Source organism: Streptomyces canus (assembly GCF_041435015.1).
GTDB classification, from domain to species: Bacteria; Actinomycetota; Actinomycetes; order Streptomycetales; family Streptomycetaceae; genus Streptomyces; species Streptomyces canus_G.
This window is the reverse complement of record NZ_CP107989.1, coordinates 6,004,278-6,024,469: the sequence shown is the minus strand read 5'-3', so window position 1 is coordinate 6,024,469 and position 20,192 is coordinate 6,004,278. Positions and strand designations below refer to the sequence as shown.

21 protein-coding genes and 1 pseudogene are annotated in these 20,192 nt (G+C 70.9%); 12 read left to right on the top strand and 10 right to left on the bottom strand.

Translation table 11 applies throughout. The features are described 5' to 3' along the window. Nucleotides 1-11: 11 nt before the first annotated feature. From OG841_RS27635 to OG841_RS27625, 3 genes are all read right to left on the bottom strand, one after another. The gene (locus tag OG841_RS27635) at nucleotides 12-785 is read right to left on the bottom strand and encodes a methyltransferase domain-containing protein (protein WP_328643557.1); all 774 of its coding nucleotides are present in this window, start codon (nucleotides 783-785) and stop codon (nucleotides 12-14) included. 203 nt (nucleotides 786-988) lie between these two features. Continuing rightward, nucleotides 989-1,351, bottom strand: coding sequence for a four-helix bundle copper-binding protein (locus OG841_RS27630; RefSeq protein ID WP_266518486.1), 363 nt, complete (start codon nucleotides 1,349-1,351; stop codon nucleotides 989-991). 178 nt (nucleotides 1,352-1,529) lie between these two features. Continuing rightward, on the bottom strand, nucleotides 1,530-2,687 hold the full coding sequence (locus OG841_RS27625) for an acyl-CoA dehydrogenase (protein ID WP_326667738.1): 1,158 nt from the start codon (nucleotides 2,685-2,687) through the stop codon (nucleotides 1,530-1,532). A 178-nt stretch (nucleotides 2,688-2,865) separates the two neighbouring features. On the opposite strand from OG841_RS27625, the gene OG841_RS27620 reads away from it, so the two are divergent. From OG841_RS27620 to OG841_RS27595, 6 genes are all read left to right on the top strand, one after another. Then, nucleotides 2,866-4,209, top strand: a complete 1,344-nt coding sequence (locus tag OG841_RS27620) for a UDP-glucose dehydrogenase family protein (RefSeq protein ID WP_280858087.1) — start codon at nucleotides 2,866-2,868, stop codon at nucleotides 4,207-4,209. Between the two features lie 285 nt (nucleotides 4,210-4,494). Next, a complete protein-coding gene (locus OG841_RS27615) occupies nucleotides 4,495-5,142 on the top strand; it encodes a hypothetical protein (RefSeq protein ID WP_328639035.1) in 648 nt (215 codons plus the stop codon). Further along, nucleotides 5,139-6,458, top strand: a complete 1,320-nt coding sequence (locus OG841_RS27610) for a copper resistance CopC/CopD family protein (protein ID WP_328639036.1) — start codon at nucleotides 5,139-5,141, stop codon at nucleotides 6,456-6,458. The genes OG841_RS27615 and OG841_RS27610 overlap by 4 nt, the downstream gene beginning before the upstream one ends. A 42-nt stretch (nucleotides 6,459-6,500) precedes the next feature. Further along, nucleotides 6,501-7,526: a cupredoxin domain-containing protein gene (locus OG841_RS27605; protein WP_371567003.1), complete on the top strand. Its 1,026-nt coding sequence runs from the start codon at nucleotides 6,501-6,503 to the stop codon at nucleotides 7,524-7,526. A gap of 119 nt (nucleotides 7,527-7,645) precedes the next feature. Next, a complete protein-coding gene (locus OG841_RS27600) occupies nucleotides 7,646-8,104 on the top strand; it encodes a hypothetical protein (protein WP_371567002.1) in 459 nt (152 codons plus the stop codon). Further along, a complete protein-coding gene (locus OG841_RS27595) occupies nucleotides 8,101-8,799 on the top strand; it encodes a cupredoxin domain-containing protein (protein WP_328639039.1) in 699 nt (232 codons plus the stop codon). The genes OG841_RS27600 and OG841_RS27595 overlap by 4 nt, the downstream gene beginning before the upstream one ends. Nucleotides 8,800-8,835: 36 nt before the next feature. On the opposite strand, the gene OG841_RS27590 is transcribed toward OG841_RS27595, so the two are convergent. Beyond that, entirely contained in the window at nucleotides 8,836-9,345 is a 510-nt protein-coding gene (locus OG841_RS27590) for a CGNR zinc finger domain-containing protein (protein WP_365118616.1), read from the bottom strand. A gap of 117 nt (nucleotides 9,346-9,462) precedes the next feature. Between OG841_RS27590 and OG841_RS27585 the strand changes: the two genes are divergently transcribed. Then, the gene (locus OG841_RS27585; protein ID WP_365118614.1) at nucleotides 9,463-9,822 is read left to right on the top strand and encodes a VOC family protein; all 360 of its coding nucleotides are present in this window, start codon (nucleotides 9,463-9,465) and stop codon (nucleotides 9,820-9,822) included. A gap of 28 nt (nucleotides 9,823-9,850) precedes the next feature. Continuing rightward, a complete protein-coding gene (locus OG841_RS27580) occupies nucleotides 9,851-10,234 on the top strand; it encodes a VOC family protein (RefSeq protein ID WP_371567001.1) in 384 nt (127 codons plus the stop codon). A gap of 404 nt (nucleotides 10,235-10,638) precedes the next feature. Here the strand turns inward: OG841_RS27580 and OG841_RS27575 are convergent, their stop codons facing one another. Continuing rightward, a complete protein-coding gene (locus OG841_RS27575) occupies nucleotides 10,639-11,751 on the bottom strand; it encodes a dipeptidase (protein ID WP_328639043.1) in 1,113 nt (370 codons plus the stop codon). Between OG841_RS27575 and OG841_RS27570 the strand changes: the two genes are divergently transcribed. Continuing rightward, a complete protein-coding gene (locus OG841_RS27570) occupies nucleotides 11,750-11,986 on the top strand; it encodes a hypothetical protein (RefSeq protein ID WP_328639044.1) in 237 nt (78 codons plus the stop codon). The two genes, OG841_RS27575 and OG841_RS27570, sit on opposite strands and share 2 nt — an antisense overlap. Before the next feature lie 157 nt (nucleotides 11,987-12,143). On the opposite strand, the gene OG841_RS27565 is transcribed toward OG841_RS27570, so the two are convergent. Both OG841_RS27565 and purE read right to left on the bottom strand, forming a co-directional pair. After that, nucleotides 12,144-13,322 carry a dipeptidase gene (locus OG841_RS27565; RefSeq protein ID WP_328643558.1) on the bottom strand — a complete coding sequence of 393 codons (1,179 nt, stop codon included), beginning with the start codon at nucleotides 13,320-13,322 and terminating at the stop codon, nucleotides 12,144-12,146. A gap of 5 nt (nucleotides 13,323-13,327) precedes the next feature. Then, nucleotides 13,328-13,849, bottom strand: coding sequence for a 5-(carboxyamino)imidazole ribonucleotide mutase (gene purE, locus OG841_RS27560; protein ID WP_266563849.1), 522 nt, complete (start codon nucleotides 13,847-13,849; stop codon nucleotides 13,328-13,330). Between the two features lie 149 nt (nucleotides 13,850-13,998). Between purE and OG841_RS27555 the strand changes: the two are divergent. Further along, a pseudogene (locus OG841_RS27555) lies at nucleotides 13,999-14,343 on the top strand (helix-turn-helix domain-containing protein); the annotation flags it as partial. A gap of 82 nt (nucleotides 14,344-14,425) precedes the next feature. On the opposite strand, the gene OG841_RS27550 reads toward OG841_RS27555, so the two are convergent. After that, a complete protein-coding gene (locus OG841_RS27550) occupies nucleotides 14,426-15,565 on the bottom strand; it encodes a 5-(carboxyamino)imidazole ribonucleotide synthase (RefSeq protein ID WP_328639045.1) in 1,140 nt (379 codons plus the stop codon). A gap of 165 nt (nucleotides 15,566-15,730) precedes the next feature. Between OG841_RS27550 and OG841_RS27545 the strand changes: the two genes are divergently transcribed. Further along, the gene (locus OG841_RS27545) at nucleotides 15,731-16,249 is read left to right on the top strand and encodes a GtrA family protein (protein WP_328639046.1); all 519 of its coding nucleotides are present in this window, start codon (nucleotides 15,731-15,733) and stop codon (nucleotides 16,247-16,249) included. A 111-nt stretch (nucleotides 16,250-16,360) separates the two neighbouring features. On the opposite strand, the gene OG841_RS27540 is transcribed toward OG841_RS27545, so the two are convergent. Together OG841_RS27540 and OG841_RS27535 are read right to left on the bottom strand one after the other, a co-directional pair. Then, nucleotides 16,361-17,635, bottom strand: a complete 1,275-nt coding sequence (locus tag OG841_RS27540) for an ATP-binding protein (RefSeq protein WP_266563843.1) — start codon at nucleotides 17,633-17,635, stop codon at nucleotides 16,361-16,363. A gap of 29 nt (nucleotides 17,636-17,664) precedes the next feature. Then, complete coding sequence (locus OG841_RS27535; protein WP_057611579.1) at nucleotides 17,665-18,342, bottom strand: response regulator transcription factor; 678 nt, start codon at nucleotides 18,340-18,342, stop codon at nucleotides 17,665-17,667. Nucleotides 18,343-18,636: 294 nt separating this feature from the next. Here OG841_RS27535 and OG841_RS27530 point away from each other — a divergent pair, with 294 nt between their 5' ends. Next, nucleotides 18,637-20,181 (top strand): peptide MFS transporter, encoded by a 1,545-nt coding sequence (locus OG841_RS27530; RefSeq protein ID WP_328639047.1) that lies wholly within the window; start codon nucleotides 18,637-18,639, stop codon nucleotides 20,179-20,181. Nucleotides 20,182-20,192 lie beyond the last annotated feature (11 nt).

Here is a 20,192-nt window from a genome sequence, read left to right as displayed (position 1 = left end):
GGCCAGGGTCCTCAAGCCCGCCGTCCCGAGCCGAGCAGCGCGATGTGCGGAAGGGCCAACTGCCCTTCCGCCACCGCGTGTTCAGCGCTCAGACGCTCGTACTCCCGCCGGATCCGCGCGACGGTCTCCGGGTCCTGCGAGGTGACGACCAGTCCGATCGTGGCGACCCCGCCCGCGGCGGCGCTCCACCACTCCTCGACTCCGGCCCGGTGCTCCCAGGTCAGTTCGGCCGTCTCCGTCTCGATGAATCCCGCCCCGCCGAGCAGTTCGGCGAGGCCGTCCGCCGTACGGGCCCAGTCCTCCGCCGGATCCAGCCGCGGGAGGTAGGCCGGCGGTACGGCCCCGCCCGCCTCGCAGGCCCGGCCCAGCAGGTCCTGTCCCGCGCCGCGCCGTGCGCTCCACGTCGTGAGGGCGATCCGGCCGCCGGGGCGCAGAAGGCGGTGGAGTTCGGCGAGGGCGGCCCGGGGGCGGCCGACGTGGTTGACGACGAAGTTGCCGACGACGGCATCGAACTCGCCGTCACCGTAAGGGAGTTCGGGCAGCACACCGGTGCGCGCGTCGAGCCCGCGGGCACGCGCCTCCGCCACCATCCCGGCATCGGCGTCCACGGCACTCACCCGGGCACCGCGCGCCCGCGCCGCCACGGCCGCCGTACCGGTGCCGGTCCCGACGTCGAGGACCCGCGTCCCCTCACCCACTCCGGCCGCGTCGAGCAGGGCCTCCACCGGTTGGGCGCACAGCCGCGCGAAACTCCCGGCGTAGGCCTCGGTCCGGCCCTGCCACATGTCCCGCTCGGCGGCGTCGAAGGCCTCGGTGGCGTCCGTCGCCGGGGGCAGCGGCGGCGGCTGGAAGAGCCGGCCTGCGGGCCGTCCCTGCTCATCCGTGCAGGGCGGCGTCGTGCTCTCGGGCGAGGTCATGCCCAGCAGTCTGCACCCCCGGTGATCAAGGACACCCCGGCGGGTGCCCTTGATCAGTCAGCCGGCAGGCGTCACATCGCCATTCCCGACATCGCTCGGCAGGTCTGCACGCAGCGACGACACGCCTCCGCGCAGCGCATCATCTGGGCATCGTCCGGCATGGACATACACGCCTCGGCGCACATCTCGCACGCCTTGGCGCACATCGCGCACATCTCCGCCGACAGGGGCGAGCGGCGCATCATCATGTCCGCGCACATGCGGGTCATCTCGGCGCAGTCGATGAGCGCGCGCATGATCTGCATCTGCGCCTGGCCGCCCATCTGCATGCAGGAGCTCATGGTCTCCTCGCAGACACTGTGGCATTCCATGCACGCCGCCACGCAGTCCTGCATCTCCTTGCTCATCGCGGACATGCTCTCGGCCTGGGTCATGGCTCCTCCTGGGGGATGCGGGAACCCGGGGCGGGCCCCGTGCCCTTCCGTCCTACGCCCCTGTCTCGCGGGGCGCCATCGGGCGGACGCGACCAATCCACCCCGAAATGCCCCACCCGCACTACGACAAAAGCCCCCGGAGCGCATCCGGGGGCTCGGTCGTCGCCGGTCGGACCGGCTACGGCAGGTTGCGGGCCATGACGATCCGCTGGACCTGGTTCGTGCCTTCGTATATCTGCGTGATCTTCGCGTCGCGCATCATGCGCTCCACCGGGTAGTCCCGGGTGTAGCCGTACCCGCCCAGCAGCTGGACCGCGTCCGTGGTGACCTCCATCGCCACGTCCGAGGCGAAGCACTTGGCCGCCGCGCCCTGGAAGGTGAGGTCCTTGTCGCCGCGTTCGGACTTCGCCGCCGCTTGGTACGTCAGGGCGCGGGCCGCCTCGATCTTCATGGCCATGTCGGCGAGCATGAACTGGATGCCCTGGAAGTCGGCGATGGCCTTGCCGAACTGCTTGCGCTCCTGGACGTAGCCCTTGGCGTAGTCGAAGGCGCCCTGGGCGACGCCGAGGGCCTGGGCGGCGATGGTGATGCGGGTGTGGTCGAGGGTCTTCATCGCGGTGGCGAAGCCGGTGCCCTCGTCGCCGATCATGCGGTCGGCGGGGATGCGGACGTTGTCGAAGTAGACCTCGCGGGTCGGGGAGCCCTTGATGCCGAGCTTCTTCTCCGGGGCGCCGAAGGAGACGCCCTCGTCGGACTTCTCGACGACGAACGCCGAGATTCCCTTGGAGCGCTTGGTCGGGTCCGTGACCGCCATGACCGTGTAGTACTCGGACTCGCCCGCGTTGGTGATCCAGCGCTTCACGCCGTTGAGGATCCAGTGGTCGCCGTCGCGGACCGCCTTGGTCTTCATGCCGGCCGCGTCGGAGCCGGCGTCCGGCTCGGAGAGGGCGTACGAGAACATCGCGTCGCCCTTGGCGAGCGGGCCGAGATACTTCTTCTTCAGCTCCTCGGAGCCGGAGAGGATCACCGGGAGCGAGCCCAGCTTGTTCACGGCGGGGATCAGGGAGGAGGACACGCAGGCGCGCGCGACCTCCTCGATCACGATCACCGTGGCCAGCGCGTCGGCGCCCGTGCCGCCGTACTCCTCGGGGACGTGCACGGCGTGCAGGTCGCTCGCGACCAGCGCGTCCAGCGCCTCGCGCGGGAAGCGGGCCTCCTCGTCGACCGCGGCGGCGTAGGGCGCGATCTTCGCCTCCGCCAGCGAGCGGATGGCGTCCCGGAGCATGTCGTGCTCCTCGGACGGGCGGTACAGGTCGAAGTCAGCCGATCCGGCCAAGGTCTCTCACGCTCCAAGGACGCTGCAATGCCTGTGCTAATTACCGTTAAGTAACTCAAATTTTAGGGCCCGCCCCACGGGAGGGATACGTGAGCTTGGCGACAGCGGGAAAACTGCCCGTCAGACCGTCCGACTATGCTCGGGCGCGCACTGGCCCGTCCCCCTTTCTGGAGTCTCCATGGCCCTCAAGATCACCGTGATCGGCACCGGCTACCTCGGCGCCACCCACGCCGCGGCCTTGGCCGAGCTCGGGTTCGAGGTGCTGGGGCTCGACGTGGTGCCCGAGAAGATCGAGATGCTCCAGCGGGGCGAGGTCCCGATGTACGAGCCGGGCCTGGAGGACCTGCTGCGCAAGCATGTCGCCGGGATCGAGGGCTCCACCGGCCGGCTCCGCTTCACCATGGACTTCGCCGAGGTCGGTGCGTTCGGTGACGTGCACTTCGTCTGCGTGAACACCCCGCAGCGGCACGGCGAGTACGCCTGCGACATGTCGTACGTCGACTCCGCGATCGCCTCCCTCGCCCCGCACCTGACCCGCCCGGCCCTCGTCGTCGGCAAGTCGACGGTGCCCGTCGGTTCCGCCGACCGGCTGGCCCGCTACCTGGCCGACCACTCCCCCGCGGGCGCGGACGCCGAGCTGGCCTGGAACCCCGAGTTCCTGCGCGAGGGCTTCGCGGTGGACGACACACTGCACCCCGACCGGATCGTCGTCGGAGTGCGCAGCGAGCGCGCGGAGAAGCTGCTGCGCGAGGTGTACGCGACGCCGCTCGGCGAGGGCACACCGTTCGTGGTGACCGACTTCCCGACCGCCGAGCTGGTGAAGACGTCCGCGAACTCCTTCCTGGCGACCAAGATCTCGTTCATCAACGCGATGGCGGAGGTGTGCGAGGCCGCGGACGGCGATGTGGCGAAGCTGGCGGAGGCCATCGGCTACGACGACCGGATCGGGAAGAAGTTCCTGCGGGCCGGGATCGGCTTCGGCGGCGGCTGCCTGCCGAAGGACATCCGGGCCTTCATGGCCCGTGCGGGTGAGCTCGGCGCCGACCAGGCGCTGACCTTCCTGCGCGAGATCGACTCGATCAACATGCGCCAGCGCGGCCAGATGGTGGAACTGGCCCGGCAGATACTGGGCGGCGGGCCGTTCCTCGGCAAGCGGGTCGCGGTGCTCGGCGCCACCTTCAAGCCCGACTCGGACGACGTCCGGGACTCGCCCGCGCTGAACGTCGCCGGGCAGATCCACCTCCAGGGCGGCCAGGTCACGGTCTACGACCCGAAGGGCATGGACAACGCCCGCCGCCTCTTCCCGACCCTCGGCTACGCCGACACCGCCGTGGACGCGGTCCGCGGCGCCGACGTCGTACTCCACCTCACGGAGTGGCGGGAGTTCCGCGAACTGGACCCGGCGGCCCTCGGCGAGGTGGCGGCGGCAAAGGTCGTCCTTGACGGCCGCAACGCGCTGGACCCGGCGCTGTGGCGCAAGGCCGGGTGGACTTACCGGGCGATGGGGCGGCCGACCGCCTGACCCCGGAGACAGGTCGTACAGGGCCCCGGCGTGTTCCAGCGCCGGGGCCCTGCCGTGCGCCGACCTGGCATATGCCCGCCCTCCCCGGAATCCTCAACACGAGTTCGATTTGCATTCGAGCACAGTGCGGAATCGACCGTTCTCACAGACCACACCCCCGTAATGGAGAGGTAGGCAACCATCGGTTAACCGGTGCGTAGTGATGCGGAATCCACGCTCCACTCCACTGTTCGTCATCGGCCGCGTTCTTCGGTCAGATTGAGCTGAGCATGTCAGGAGTGAGTCATGCCCTTGTTCCGCAGGGCGACGGGTGTCCCGCGTGACCACCGCGACGAACTGGTCGCCGGGGCACTCGTCGGCACCGTGGTGATCGTGCTGGGCTACGCGTCGGGCATCGGCGCCCCCGCCTCCGGCGCGGCCGAGGCCGCTCCCCCGGTCACCCCGCCCGCGGCCACGGCACCGGCGACGACGTCCCCGGGATCCGGTCAGGCCCCGGTGGGCTCCGGGGAGTTGCCGTCGTACGGCGGAGTCGGCGGGGGCCTCGGCTACGGCGGCGGGTTCGGCACCGGCGGCGGAGGCGCGGTGACCGGTACCGTCCCCATCGGCTCCGGTGGCGGCCAGGGCGGCGGGCACGCCGGCCACGGAACCACGCCGGTCCCGGGCACCGGCTCCCCCACGCCCACGCCCTCCACCCCCACGCCCTCCCCCTCGGGCACGGACTCCTGCACGGACGGCGAGGTCAAGCTCGTACAGCCGCTGCTCGTCGGGGTCACCGACTCCGTCCTCGGCCTCCTGGACGGCCCGGCGGCGTCTCCCTCCCCGTCGCCGTCACCCACCGCCTCCCCCTGCGTCGGGCTCGCCCCCGCTTCCGCCCTCCTCGGCGGCATCCTCGCCCCCGCCTCCGCCTCCCCGCAGCCGGAGGCGACCCCGTGAGGACCCTGCGCCGGACCCTGCTCCTCCTCGCCGCCCTGTTCTGCGCCCTGTTCGGCGTGGTCCAACCCGCCTCCGCCCACACCGGGTTGGTGAGCTCCTCCCCCAAGGACGGGGCCACCCTGGCGAAGACCCCCGACCGGCTCACCCTGACCTTCGACGAGGCCGTCGACCTGGCCGACGTGCGGGTGCTGACGGTGGACGGCGACCGGCTGCCGGTGTCGCATACGGCGAAGAAGAGCGTCGTGCGGGTCGCTCTCAACAGCCCGGCGGACGGGAGGTTCGCCGTCGTCTGGTCCGTCGTGGACGAGGAGGACGGGCATGCCTCCTCCGGCCGGATCGCCTTCACCGCCGGCACGGCCGCCGCAAAGACCGGCGGCGACGAGGCCCCGGCTGCCGCTCCCGCACCGTCCCCCTCGGTGCGCAAGGGCCTCGTCGCCGTCCGCTGGACCGGATACCTCGCCCTGGCCCTGTTCGTCGGCGGAATCGCCTTCGTCGCACTGCTGTGGCCGGGCGGCACCCACGAACCGCGGGCCCGGGCACTGCTGGGGCTCGCCTGGACCGGCGGACTGCTGGCGACCGTGGCGGCCGTCGGGCTCCAGGGCGCCTACACCTCCTTCGGCGGACTGCGCGACGCGCTGCGCCCGGCGACCTACGCGGACATCCTGGCCACCGAACCCGGCATCGTGCTCGCCGCACGGGGGCTGATGTGGGTGCTCGCGGCCGTGGTGCTCAGCGCCCTGCTCCAGGGCGGCGCGGCCACCTCCCGCTCGCCGGGCTGGCGGGTGGGCGCCCTCGCGGTGACCTTCGGCCTGCTGCGCACGACCGGCATGACGGGCCACAACTCCGAGGGCAGCGAGCCCACGTGGGGCGCCGTCGCCGACTTTGTACACCTGCTCGGGGCCGCGCTGTGGATCGGCGGGCTCGCCATGCTCGCGCTGGCCGTGCTGCCGCGCCGCCGGGCCGCGGAGCTGGCGCAGGTCGTGCCGGGCTACTCGAAGCTCGCGGCCGTGAGCGTGGCGGGCATCGTCGGCGCCGGGCTGGTGCTCGCCTGGCAGGTGGTGGGGTCGTACGGCGCCCTGCTGCACACCTCGTACGGGCATCTGCTGCTCGTCAAGACAGCCGTCCTCGGGAGCGTCCTGGTGGCCGCGTACGCGAGCCGCCAGTGGGTGCGCACCCGCCTCGATCTCGCCGTGCTGCTGCGCGGCGACGCCGCCACCGTGCGGCCCTTCGGTTACTCGGTCGCGGTCGAGACGGGGCTGGTCCTCGTCGTCCTCGCCGTGACGAGTCTGCTGGTCACGGCCGATCCTGGCCGCTGAACTCCATGGGAAACAACTCCCTGGGAAACAATAGGAGTTGAAGTGAAAAGAAGCGATGAGACCGGCGAGCGGCGGCTTGAGCCGCCGACGGCCAAGGCCGGTAGGTCCGGGGGCCGGTCCCTGCTGTTCGTGGGGCTCGGCGCGGCGCTCGCGGCCGTGCTCAGCCTCGGACTGCTGAACGCGGCCTCGGGTTCCACCAGTTCCTCGCAGCAGACCGCGGGCGCGGCTCAGGCGCCCGCTGCCGCCGCTGCCGAGGTCCAGCCCGCCGCGGCCGCCAAGCCGGACTACCAGGTCGACATCATGAGCTACAAGTTCGGCGACGGTAAGCAGCTCGTCGTCGAGGCCGGCCAGACCGTCCAGTGGACCAACCACGACAGCGCACCGCACACGGTGACCACGACCAAGGCCCCGGTGGCCTTCGACTCGGGGACCCTGAAGCAGGGCCAGTCGTGGTCGTACACCTTCACCAAGGTGGGGACGTACGAGTACTACTGCGCGGTGCACCCGGACATGGTGTCGTCCGTGAAGGTCGTCGCCGCGTCCGGCGGTGGCGGTGGCGGTACGACGCCTGCGCCCACCCCGACCGCGACTCCGACCGGCACGCCCACGGCCACTCCGACGGCCACCCCCACCGCGACGCCGCCCACCGGCACGCCCACCACGGCCCCGACGGCCACGCCGACCTCCGGTGGCGGCGGATCCGGCTCCGGCGAGCAGTGCGCCAGCATCAACAACGAGCTGCTGCCGATCCTCCAGCACCTCTACGCGGCGCACCTGTCCGAGTCGCCGGGCCAGCAGGTACAGGACGCGCTGGCGCTCGACTCGTACCTCAAGATGCACACGGTGTGGATCGAGTCCATCCTCAAGCCGGCCGTCAGTGACGGTGGCTCGGTGGCCGACGACACCCTCACCGTGCTGCTCCAGCACATCTACTCGGCACACCTGGAGGAATCGCTCGGACAGCAGGTCACCGACCTGCTCGACGTCGACAGCTACGTGAAGATGCACACCGTCTGGGCCGGGCACATGCTCCAGCCCACCACGGACTTCCTCACCGCCAGCTGCTGACGCGTCCCGCGCAAGGGTGGACGCCGCTCCGGCCGGGGCTCAGCCGGCCGGAGCGGCGTCCACGACCCATTCTCCACACCCCCGCCACATTTCGGGAACCGCTTTCCAAGGAGTTCGGGATGACAACCGTCACCCTGCCCACCGTTCCTCCGCCCTGGCGCCACACCGTGGCCCCCGGCCGCTCGCTCGCCGAACTCACCGCCTGGTACGGGCCGTTGCCGCTGCGGCGCCGACGGGTGCCGCTCGCCGGGGCGTCCATGGAGATGTCCCAGGACGCCGAACAGCCGTCGTTCCGCTTCGCGTTCGACGACCGTGAACTGCGGGCCGTCCTCTCCTCAGAGCGGGTCGACTCCGTGCCCGGCGACCGGCTCCAGCTCACCGGCGACCTCGCCCTGAACGGCGTCGCCTTCCCCGTCCTGCTGCGGCTGCGGGTGGTCGAGCGCGACGAGGACCGGCTGCTCGTCGTGGGCGCGGCCAAGCTGCCGTACCGGCTGCTGCGCCGGGCCACCGGATTCCGGCTGCCGTGGCGGATTCCGGCCACGCGGCTCAGGCTGCTCGTCGCGGCGGAGTTCGCATGAGGGGGGTACTGCGGGCCGCGGCGGTGCTCGCGCTGCTCGTCGTGGGGATGCTGCCCTACGGTCACGAGGCGTCGGCGGCGACATTCCAGGTGGCGATGAAGGGGTACGCGTTCTCGCCTGCGTCGTTGAGTGTGCCCGCCGGGTCCACGGTGACGTGGACCAACTACGACACGGCACCGCACGACGTGAAGACCACCTCCGGCCCGCTCGCGATCCACTCCCCCATGCTGAACAAGGGCGAGAGCTGGAGCTTCACGTTCACCACGGCCGGTGCCTACGGCTACGTCTGTACGGTCCACCCGGACATGACGGCGGGCATCACGGTCCGGGCGGCGGCTCCGGCGCCGACCCCGGCGGCACCGACGCAGCACGAGCACACGCAGCCGTCCACGAGTCAGGAACAGCACTCGTCGATGCCGGGGATGACGACGAGCCGCAAGCCGGCGGCGACCCGTGCCGGCTCGTCGCCCTCACCCACGGCGTCCCAGGCGGCCGTACCGCCGACGGCGCCGTCGCCGCAGGCCCCGCAGGCGGCACAGCCCGCCGCGACCCAGACGGCCGCGTCCACGGCCCGACCGCTGGATCCGCTGCTGGTCCTGGCCGGTCTGGTCGCGGGGGTCGCGGTGCTGTGCCTGCTTCTGGTGGGGTCGCGGGCCGCGGCTTCGGCTCCGCGTGGAGGTGAGGAGGGCGCGTAGCCGGGTGCGGCACCGTCGTGGCCGCACCCGCACCTCCTAGGACGCCGCCTTCCCCCGATACCTCCGCATCTTCGCCCGTGCGCCGCACACCTGCATGGAGCACCAGCGCCCCCGGCCCGCCGGGCTGCGGTCGTAGTACGCCCAGTGGCAGTCCGCCGCCTCGCAGGCCTTCAGCCGCGTCCAGGTGCCGGCGATCAGGGACTCCGCGACGGCGGCGGCGACACGGGAGCGGAGCGGGCGGGGGTCGGCGGGGGCGAGGGCGGCCGAGCCGTCCGACGCGGCCACCGTCAGGACCAGCGGCGCCGCCGCCAGCAACTCCCCCAGCGGCGTCACCCCGCGATGCGGCGGATGCCCCGCGTGGGCCAGCAGAGCGACCCGCAGCGACTCCCGCAGCTCGCGCGCCTCCGCGACCTCGCCCTCGGCGATCCCGAAGCGCGCCCGCCCCTCCGCCGTGTCCAGCGAATCGGCACCCGACTCCAGATCCACCGTGTTGACCAGGGCCTGGACCAGGTCCAGCCCCCCGGGTGCGGGCGATCGCTCACTCATGGCTGCACGCTACCTAGCTCGTGTATCCCCTTGCGAGGTTACCTCCAATGCGGGAGCATGCAGTAACGGTTACTGGTTACCCGGATCTACAGGTAACACCGCTTCAAGGAGGAAGCCATGGCCATCGCCGAACTCGGAGTCGTCGTACTGGACTGTCCGGACCCCCGCGCGCTCGCCGGTTTCTACGCCGGTGTCCTCGGCGGCAGCGTCGAGGGCGAGGGGGACTGGGTGGACCTCAGGACCCCCGGCGGACCGTCGCTGGCCTTCCAGGCCGCCCCCGGATTCGTAGCGCCGAAGTGGCCCGCCCCCGACGCCTCGCAGCAGTTCCACCTGGACCTGACGGTCCCCGACCTGGACGCGGCCGAGAAGGAGGTGCTGGCGCTCGGGGCGAAGCCGTTGGACGCCGAGGACCGCTCCCGCACCTTCCGTGTGTACGCGGACCCGGCGGGGCACCCGTTCTGTCTCTGCGCCTGCTGAACCGCCGGTCGAACCAGGAGGATCCCTCGTGACTGTCGCACGCTTCCGTTCCGTCGTGATCGACTGCCCCGACCCCCGTGCGCTCGCCCGTTTCTACGCCGGGATCGTGGGCGGCACCCCGGAGGACGACGACCCCGACTGGGTGGTCCTGCGCGTCCCCGGCGGCCCCCGGCTGGCCTTCCAGAGCGCACCGGGCCTCACCCCGCCGGAGTGGCCGCGGGCGGACCGCAACTCCCAGCAGTTCCACCTCGACTTCGACGGCGGGACCACCTGGGAGGAGATCGACGCGGCCGAGGCCCGGGTGCTGGAGCTGGGTGGACGGCCGCTGCACGCGGAGGACAAGGAGGACTTCCGGGTGTACGCGGACCCGGCGGGGCACCCCTTCTGCCTCTGCCGGATCGACCCGGTGTAACGCCGTCGGCCGGCTGTCGGGCTCGGCGATCTTCACCTCCGCCGGACCAATCCCGTGCGACGCCCCCGGCCACCGCCGAGCCCGACGATCCCGCCTCCGCCCGACCGATCCCGTGCGACGCCGCCAGCCACCCGCCGAGCTCGGCGACTCCACTTGCGGCGTCGCCGGCCACCCGCCCAGCCGGCGATCTTCACCTTCGCCCGACCGATCCCATCGGACGCCGCCAGCCACCCGCCGAGCTCGGCGATCTTCACCTCCGCCGGACCAATCCCGTGCGACGCCGCCGGCCACCCGCCCAGCCGGCGATCTTCACCTTCGCCCGACCGATCGCGTGCGACGCCGCCGGCTATCCCTCCGGCCCGACGAATCCGCCTCCCCGGACCGATCCCGCGCCGCGCCGCCGGCTATCCGTCGAGCTCGGCGATCTTGGCCGTGGACGGCTCGCGCCGTAGCTGCGCCGCTCGCGCGGTGAAGTCGGACTCGCGCAGTACCCGCTGGACGTTCCCCCAGGTCAGTAGCGCGAGGTCGGCCTCCTCCCAGCCGCGGCGGAGCAGCTCGGCGACGAGATGGGGGTAGCAGGCGGCGTCGTCGAGCTCCTGGGGGTGGGCGATGCCGGCGTCGTAGGTGCCCGACAGGCCCACGCTCTCGGCGCCCGCGACCGCGCGCAGGTGGTCGAGGTGGTCGGCGACGTCCCGGACCGTCGGGCCGGTCTGCTCGGCGGTCAGCGGCACCATGCACAGGCCCCGGGCGGCGCCCAGCTCGGCGAGCAGGTCGTCGGGAAGGTTGGCCGGGTGGGGGCGCAGGGCGCGGGCGGCGGAGCGGGTGAAGAGCACGGGCGCCTTGGCCACCGCCAGGGTCCGCCGGACGGTGGCCTCGGAGGCGCCGGAGAGGTCGGCGAGGACTCCGAGCCGGTTCATCTCGCGCAGCACCTCCTCGCCGAACCGCGTGAGCCCCGCCTCGCTCGCCCAGGACACCCCGGTCAGGGTGAGGACGCGCAGGCCGAGGGTGTGCAGGGAGCGCAGGATGCCGAGCGAGCCTCCGAGAGCGGCGGCTCCGGCGGGGCCGAGCAGGACGGCGACGCGGCCGCAGTTGCGGGCGTCGGTGGTCTGCCCGGCGGTGCAGGCCAGACGCAACCCCTCCGGGTGATTGCGTACGACGGTCTTCACCAGGTCCAGCTGTTCCAGCGTGGCGCCGACGGCACGGTCCCCGTCGAGCCCCTCGGGCAGGTGCAGCGACCACATCAGGGCGCCGACGTGCCCCTCCCTGAGCCTGGGCACATCCGTGTCCACGGCACTCTCGCCGACCTCCAGGTCGAACCAGGGCAGGTGTCTCAGGGCCCAGGGCAGACCGCTGTAGCCGTCGGCGACGGGGTGCGCGGCGAGGATCGCGCGAGCACGGTCCAGGGGCTCGCTGTCCGGGTCGGAGACGGGGGTGTACAGCTCCGGCACAGCCTCGAAGAGCCGGGGCAGCTCTCCCACCTCGGCCGTGGGGGGCAGTTCGTCCTGGAGGTCTGCCATGACGGGCTCCGTACGTCGTGATCTTCCTCATCGCCGTACGGCCACCGTCGCACGGAGCGCGGGGGGCTTCCTGGTGGGCGGGGCGTTCGGGGGTACGGCGGTGTCAGGTGCCGCATGCTGCCTCGATGACGTCGTCGAGGGTGTCCGGGGGACCGTTCCGGACCGGGTGCTGTGCAGTCCGGCCACGAACAACGCCTGGTGGCGTACGACCCGGCCGACCACGGCCTCGGAGTAGTCCTGGTGCCCGCCGGGCGTGCGGTCGGCCCACAGCGGGCCCTGGGGCTCGTAGTGGCGCAGGGAGCGCGCTCGCCGCCGCCGGCACCCGGCGGGGACCGGTGTCCGAGGTACACGGGCGGGGCGGGCGGCCACACCGCCCGCCCCGCTCCGGACGCTCAGCCGTCGAGCTGGGAGAGGGTCGCGTTGGACGGCCCGCGCCTCGCCCGGAGGTCCCGCGCCACGTCCTCCGCCGCGCCCAGCACCCGGACCGCGTTCTGCCAGGTCAGCTTGGCGAGGTCGGGCTTGGACCAGCCCCGGTCCAGGAGTTCGGCGATCAGGTTCGGGTAGCCGGAGACGTCGCTGAGGCCATCGGGGGTGAAGGCCGTGCCGTCGTAGTCGCCGCCGATGCCGATGTGGTCCACGCCGGCCACCTCGCGCATGTGGTCCAGGTGGTCGGCCACCGTCGAGACCGTGGCGACCGGGCGCGGGTTGCCCTCCTCGAAGGCGCGGTGCACCTTCATCGCCTCCGGGGTGGTCGCGAGGTGGTGGAAGCCGTGCTCGCGCATGTTCTCGTCGGCCGCGGCCGTCCAGTCGACGGCTGCCTGGAGGACGAACTTCGGGACGAAGGTCACCATCGCCATGCCTCCGTTGGACGGGAGGCGCTCCAGGACGTCGTCCGGGATGTTGCGCGGGTGGTCGCACACCGCCCGCGAGGACGAGTGGGAGAAGATCACCGGCGCGAGCGAGGCGTCGAGCGCGTCCCGCATGGTCGTCGCCGCCACGTGCGAGAGGTCCACCAGCATGCCCTCGCGGTTCATCTCCCGGACCACCGCACGGCCGAAGGCCGACAGACCCCCGACGCCGGGCTCGTCCGTCGCCGAGTCCGCCCAGTCCACGTTGTCGTTGTGGGTGAGGGTCATGTAGCGCACGCCGAGCGCGTACAACGCGCGTAGCGTGGCGAGGGAGTTGGCGATGGAGTGGCCGCCTTCGGCACCCATGAGGGAGGCGATACGGCCCTGAGAGCGCGCCGCCTCCATGTCGGCGGCCGTCAGCGCGGGCGCCAGCGTCTGCGGGTACCGCGCGATCAACTGCCGTACGCAGTCGATCTGTTCCAGCGTCGCCGGCACCGCGTCGGGCAGGTCCGAGCGGACGTACACCGACCAGTACTGCGCCCCGACGCCGCCGGCCCGCAGCCGCGCCAGGTCGGTGTGCAGGTGGGCCGACTGGTCCGTGGCGATGTCCCGCGCGTCGAGGTCGTAACGGACCTGTTCACGCAGCGCCCACGGGAGGTCGTTGTGGCCGTCGACGACCGGGAACTCACGCAGGAGTTCCCGGGCGCTCTCCAGCGAACCCACGGCCGTCACTTGCCGAAGCCGAAGCCGTTGGAGCCCTCGACCTTGGCGCGCAGGCGCTTGCCCTTCTCGGTGGCCTGGTCGTTGAGGTCCTGCTGGAACTCCCGCATGCGGCCGAGGAGTTCCTCGTCGTGGGCGGCGAGGATGCGGGCCGCGAGCAGACCGGCGTTGCGGGCACCGGCGACGGAGACGGTCGCGACGGGGACACCGGCCGGCATCTGCACGATGGACAGGAGGCTGTCCATGCCGTCGAGGTACTTCAGCGGGACCGGCACGCCGATCACCGGAAGGGGGGTCACGGAGGCGAGCATGCCGGGAAGGTGAGCGGCACCGCCCGCGCCCGCGATGATCACCTTCAGGCCCCGCTCGGCCGCCTGCTCGCCGTAGGTGATCATCTCGCGCGGCATGCGGTGCGCGGAGACGACGTCGACCTCGTACGCGATCTCGAACTCGTCGAGTGCCTGGGCGGCGGCCTCCATGACGGGCCAGTCGCTGTCCGAACCCATGACGATGCCAACAACGGGGCTCATTTCCATCTCCTTGCGTACCTTCTCGGCCTCAGCCGATTGGTTTGGACGGGTGCTCCGCTCATGTGCGGGAGCAGTTCCTCTGGGTTTCCGCACAGCAGGATTCCCCGAACGTCGGACAGGCTTACATCGAAGGACCTAGCGAGTGAGCCATGGGGGGCAAGTGCGTGAAGCGGGCGTTCAAGTACCGCTTCTATCCGACTGCGGAGCAGGCAGCCGAGCTGTCGCGCACCTTCGGCTGCGTGCGCAGGGTCTACAACATGGCGCTCGATGCCCGGTCTCGAGCATGGACGCTGGAACACCGCCGGGTCTCCTACGTGGAAACATCGGCGATGCTCACGGTGTGGAAGAAGACCGAAGAGCACGGCTTTCCGGCACAGGTCTCCTCTGTGCCGCTGCAGCAGTCGTTGCGGCATCTGCAGAGTGCCTACTCGGCGTTCTTCGACAAACGGGCCCGCCATCCGCGAGCCGGTGTAAGACCCCAACGGAGCTCCTCCGGGCGGGCAGTCGGCGATGAAGCAGGAAACGTCGTGGCGCGAGCCGTGACAGGCCTCATCCCCGACGGGGAGAGGCCTCAGGTCAATCGGTGATCGTGCCTCTCAGGTAGCCGGCAGCGTGACGTGCTCGTTCGAGAACGTCGTCCAGGTCGTCGCCGTAGGTGTTGACGTGGCCCACCTTGCGTCCGGGCTTCACGTCCTTGCCGTACATGTGGATCTTCAGCTTGGGGTCGCGGGCCATGCAGTGCAGGTACGCGGAGTACATGTCGGGGAAGTCGCCGCCGAGGACGTTGACCATGACGGTCCACTTCGCGCGGGGGCGCGGGTCGCCGAGCGGGAGGTCGAGGACGGCCCGGACGTGGTTGGCGAACTGGGAGGTGATCGCACCGTCCTGCGTCCAGTGCCCGGAGTTGTGCGGGCGCATCGCCAGTTCGTTGACGAGGACGCGGCCGTCGCGGGTCTGGAAGAGCTCGACGGCGAGGTGGCCGACGACGTCCAGTTCCTTGGCGATGGACAGGGCCAGCTGCTCGGCCTTGAGGGCGAGCGCCTCGTCGAGGTCGGGCGCGGGGGCGATCACGGTGTCGCAGACGCCGTTCACCTGCTGGGACTCGACAACCGGGTAGGCGACGGCCTGGCCGTGCGGCGACCGTACGACGTTGGCGGCGAGCTCGCGGACGTAGTCGACCTTCTCCTCGGCGAGGACGGGGACGCCGGCCCGGAAGGGGTCCGCGGCCTCCTCGACGGAGTCGACGACCCACACGCCCTTGCCGTCGTAGCCACCGCGGACGGTCTTGAGGACGACGGGGAAGCCGTCGCCCTCCGCCGCGAAGGCCGCCACGTCCTGGGGATCACTGACGATCCGGTGCCGTGGGCACGGGACGCCGATCGCGTCGAGCCGCGCGCGCATCACGCCCTTGTCCTGGGCGTGCACGAGCGCGTCGGGGCCGGGGCGCACGGGGATGCCGTCCGCCTCCAGGGCCCTGAGGTGCTCGGTGGGTACGTGCTCGTGATCGAAGGTGATCACGTCGCACCCGCGCGCGAAGTCGCGCAGCGTGTCGAGGTCGCGGTAGTCGCCGATGACGACGTCGCTCACCACCTGCGCCGCGGAATCCTGAGGGGTGTCACTGAGGACCTTGAACCTGATGCCGAGCGGGATGCCTGCCTCGTGTGTCATACGGGCGAGCTGGCCTCCGCCGACCATGCCGACTACGGGGAACGTCACGACCCCAGGGTATCGGTCACGCCACGGCGGCCGGATTCAGCGCCTCTTACCGGCCGTCTTACCAGCTTGTTTCCCTGTGTGTGAGCTCATCCACAGGCAATGGGCCAGAGGGGTGGTTAGCATGGCTGAGTTGACGAAACCAATCGACTGGGGGCCTGTACGACCATGGGACATGGTTCCTCAGGGCTGCGAAGGATCGTTCGCGAGGTCGCCAAATTCGGTGCGGTCGGCGGAGCGGGCCTCCTCGTCAACCTCGTCGTGTTCAACCTCGTACGGCATCTCACCGAGCTTCCGGTGGTCCGTGCGAGCGTCATCGCCACGGTGGTGGCGATCGTCTTCAACTACATAGGGTTCCGGTACTTCACGTACCGCGACCGCGACAAGAGCGGCCGCACCAAGGAACTGACGCTGTTCCTGCTGTTCAGCGTGGTCGGCCTCGTCATCGAGAACGGCATCCTGTACGCCGCGACCTACGGCTTCGGCTGGGACAGCCCCCTGCAGAGCAACATCTTCAAGTTCGTCGGCATCGGCATCGCCACCCTCTTCCGCTTCTGGTCCTACCGCAGCTGGGTCTTCAAGACCCTCCCCGCCCGCGAGGCGGTGGCGAGCGCGGAGTCCTTCCTGGAGGAGGCGGAGCAGGCGGCGGTCAAAAAGCCGCCCCGGCCCAAGCAGCGGGTGCTCTGACAGGCCCCTCAGCCCGCGTAGCTCACCGCACCAACGACTCGCCGTCGCCCCGAGCAGCGGATCCCCCGACGCATGCCCCTGACCCACCGCCCCCCGCTCAGCCCGCGCAGCTCACCGCACCATCGGCTCGTCGTCGTCCAGCACCGTCGACTTGAGCGGGGTGCGCGAGAGGAACAGGCCGAAGACCGGAGGCTGGGCCTGAAGCATTTCCAGGCGGCCACCGTCGGCCTCCGCCAGGTCCCGGGCGACCGCGAGGCCGATGCCCGTGGAGTTGCGGCCGCTGATGGTGCGCTCGAAGATCCGCGCGCCGAGGTCGGCGGGGACGCCGGGGCCCTCGTCGGTGACCTCGATGACGGCCTGGTTGCCGGTGACGCGGGTGCGCAGCGCGACCGTGCCGCCGCCGTGCATGAGGGAGTTCTCGATCAGCGCGGCCAGGACCTGGGCCACCGCGCCGGGCGTACCGACGGCGGTGAGGTGCCGTTTGCCCGAGCTGACGATCGCCCGGCCCGCGCTGCGGTACGCCGGCCGCCACTCCGCTAGCTGCTGTTGGATGACCTCGTCGAGGTCGAAGGTGACGGCGTTGCCGGCTCGGGGGTCGCGGGAGTTGGTCAGCAGCCGCTCGACCACGTCCGTCAGCCGCTCCACCTGGGTCAGCGCGACGTTCGCCTCCTCCTTCACCGTGTCCGGGTCGTCGGTGAGGGTGATCTCCTCGAGCCGCATCGAGAGCGCGGTCAGCGGCGTACGGAGCTGGTGGGAGGCGTCGGCGGCCAGGCGCCGCTCCGCCGTCAGCATGCGCGCGATGCGCTCGGCGGAGGAGTCCAGCACATCGGCGACCCGGTCCAGCTCGGGGACGCCGTACCGCTTGTGCCGGGGCCGGGGGTCGCCCGAGCCGAGCCGTTCCGCGGTCTCGGCGAGGTCGGTCAGCGGTGAGGCCAGTTTGTTGGCCTGGCGGATCGCGAGCAGTACCGCGGCGATCACCGCGAGCAGTGCCACGAGGCCGATGATCAGCAGCGTGCGGCCGACCTCCCGGGTCACCGAGGAGCGCGGCTCCTGGACGGTGACCGTCTCGCCCTCCTCGCCCTTCTCCGTGGAGCTGATGACCTGGCCGACCGGCCGGGAACCGACCTCGATCGGATCCTCTCCGGGGATGCGGATCACGGCGTACCGCTCCTGCGCGACCTGGTCACGCAGGATCTCCGCGCTCACGTCCTCCGCGGCGAACAGCCGGCTGTCCACGATCCCGGCCAGCCGGATCGCCTCGGAATCGACCCGCTCCTGGGCGCTGTTGCTGATGGTGCGGGTCTCGACGATGACGAGGGAGACGCCGAAGACGGCGATCACCACGAGCACTACGGCGAGCGTGGACTGGATCAGTCGACGGCGCATGTCCTCTTACCTAGCCGATACCCGGGGATTCAGCTCTTCTCGAAGCGGAAGCCCACTCCTCGTACCGTCGCGATGTACCGCGGGTTGGCCGCGTCGTCGCCGAGCTTCTTGCGGAGCCACGAGATGTGCATGTCGAGCGTCTTGGTCGACGACCACCACGTGGTGTCCCAGACCTCGCGCATCAGCTGGTCCCGGGTCACCACCCGCCCCGCGTCCCGCACCAGCACCCGCAGCAGGTCGAACTCCTTGGCGGTGAGCTGGAGTTCCTCGTCGCCCATCCACGCCCGGTGCGACTCGACGTCGATGCGCACCCCGTGGGTGGCCGGCGGCTGGGCCGGCTCGGACGCCCCGCGTCGCAGCAGGGCCCGGACCCGGGCGAGCAGCTCGGCGAGCCGGAAGGGCTTGGTCACGTAGTCGTCGGCGCCCGCGTCGAGACCGACGACGGTGTCCACCTCGTCGGCACGTGCGGTCAGGATGAGGATCGGTACGGCGTGGCCTTCGGCGCGCAGCCGGCGGGCCACCTCGAGGCCGTCCATGCCGGGCAGACCCAGGTCGAGGACGACCAGGTCGATGCCGCCCTGCATTCCGGCGTCGAGTGCGGTGGGGCCGTCCTCACGCACCTCGACCTCGTACCCTTCCCGGCGCAGGGCGCGGGCCAGCGGCTCCGAAATGGACGCATCGTCCTCGGCGAGCAGTACACGGGTCATGAGCTGATGGTAGACCGCTCTTGAAAGATGCTGTGGTGTGATCGCGACCCAGTGGTTCTTACCTTTTGTGGATCTGGGGTGAACCTGTGAGTGTGGGGTGCCAATCCCGTAAGGACCTTAGAAACAGGGTGTACGGTTCCTTGACCACCTGTGATTCACGTCTCAAGTCCTTCCATTTCCGGCCGTATCCTGCCGTATGGTGAATCAATGCCTGTCGCAACGTGGGGACCTTTGGCGCATCTGTCGCTGAAGGTCTCTTTTGTGTGCGGTAATCCCCACCAGCAAGGAACGACCATGGCGTCCAGCCTGACGAAGGACTCGGTGACTCCGGGCACCCCCGGTTCCGACAAGACCTTCTTCGGCCACCCCCGCGGACTGGCCACACTCTTCATGACCGAGATGTGGGAGAGGTTCTCCTACTACGGCATGAAGGCCCTGCTCACCGTCTACCTGCTCTCCGGCGGCCCCGACGCCGGCAAGGGCAGCATGGGCGGCGGCCTCGCGATGGACCTGGCGACCACCACCGTGATCGTCTCCGTCTACTCGGCGATGGTCTATCTGCTCGCCATGCCCGGCGGCTGGCTCGGCGACCGCGTCTGGGGCCCGCGCAAGACCGTGGCCATCGCGGCCGTCACGATCATGTGCGGCCACCTGGTGCTGGCGCTGCCCGGCGGCCAGGCACCCTTCTTCGCCGGGCTCGCGCTCGTCGCGGCCGGTTCCGGTCTGCTCAAGGCCAACATCTCCACGATGGTGGGCCACCTGTACGACGGCCCGGACGACCCGCGCCGCGACGGCGGCTTCACGATCTTCTACATGGGCATCAACGCGGGCGCCTTCTTCGCCCCGCTGGCCATCGGCACCGTCGGCCAGGAGGTCAGCTGGCACCTCGGCTTCGGCATGGCCGCGGTCGGCATGGCGATCGGTCTGGCCGCGTTCCTGCTCGGCACCCGCAACCTGAGCCCGCAGAGCAACCTGGTGCCCAAGCCCCTGGCGGCCGAGGAGCGCGCGGCCTGGCTGCGCAAGGGCCTGTTCTGGGTGATCGCCGCGACCGTCTTCTACGGCGTCGTCGGCTTCACCGGCCACTTCACGCTGAACTGGGCGATGATCCCGCTCACCGTCATCGGTCTGGTCGTCCCGGCGGGTGTGCTGCTGCGCATCAAGCGGGACAAAGAACTGACGACCGCCGAGCAGTCGAAGATGTCCGGCTACATCTGGTTCTTCGTCGCGGCCGCCGTGTTCTGGATGATCTACGACCAGGGCGCGTCCACGGTCCAGGCTTTCGGCTCGAACGACCAGAAGACGGCCGGTTCACTGCTCGGCTTCGACTTCCCGACCTCCTGGTACCAGTCGCTGAACCCGCTGTTCATCATGGCGCTGGCCCCGGTCTTCGCCTGGCTGTGGGTGTGGCTGAACCGCAAGGGCAAGGAGCCCGGCACCATCGTGAAGTTCGCGATGGGCCTGGTCCTGGTCGGTGTCTCGTTCTTCTTCTTCCTGGTCCCGATCGCCATGGCGGCGAACGGCACCGCGGTCAGCCCGATGTGGCTCGTGGGCATCTACTTCATCCAGACCGTGGGTGAGCTGTGCCTCTCGCCGGTCGGCCTGTCGGTGACGACGAAGATGGCTCCCGCGAAGTACGCCTCGCAGATGATGGGTGTCTGGTTCCTCGCGGTCACCGCGGGCGACTCGATCACCGGCCTGCTGTCCAACCCGGCGATCGCCGGGGTCGACCTCAGCGGGACGCCCGCGGTGTTCGGCGAGGCGGCGCTCGCGGCGCTCGCCGGGTTCGCCGTGTGGATGTACCGGCGGAAGGTGAAGTCCCTCATGGGGGACGTTCGTTAGGGCCGGCCTGA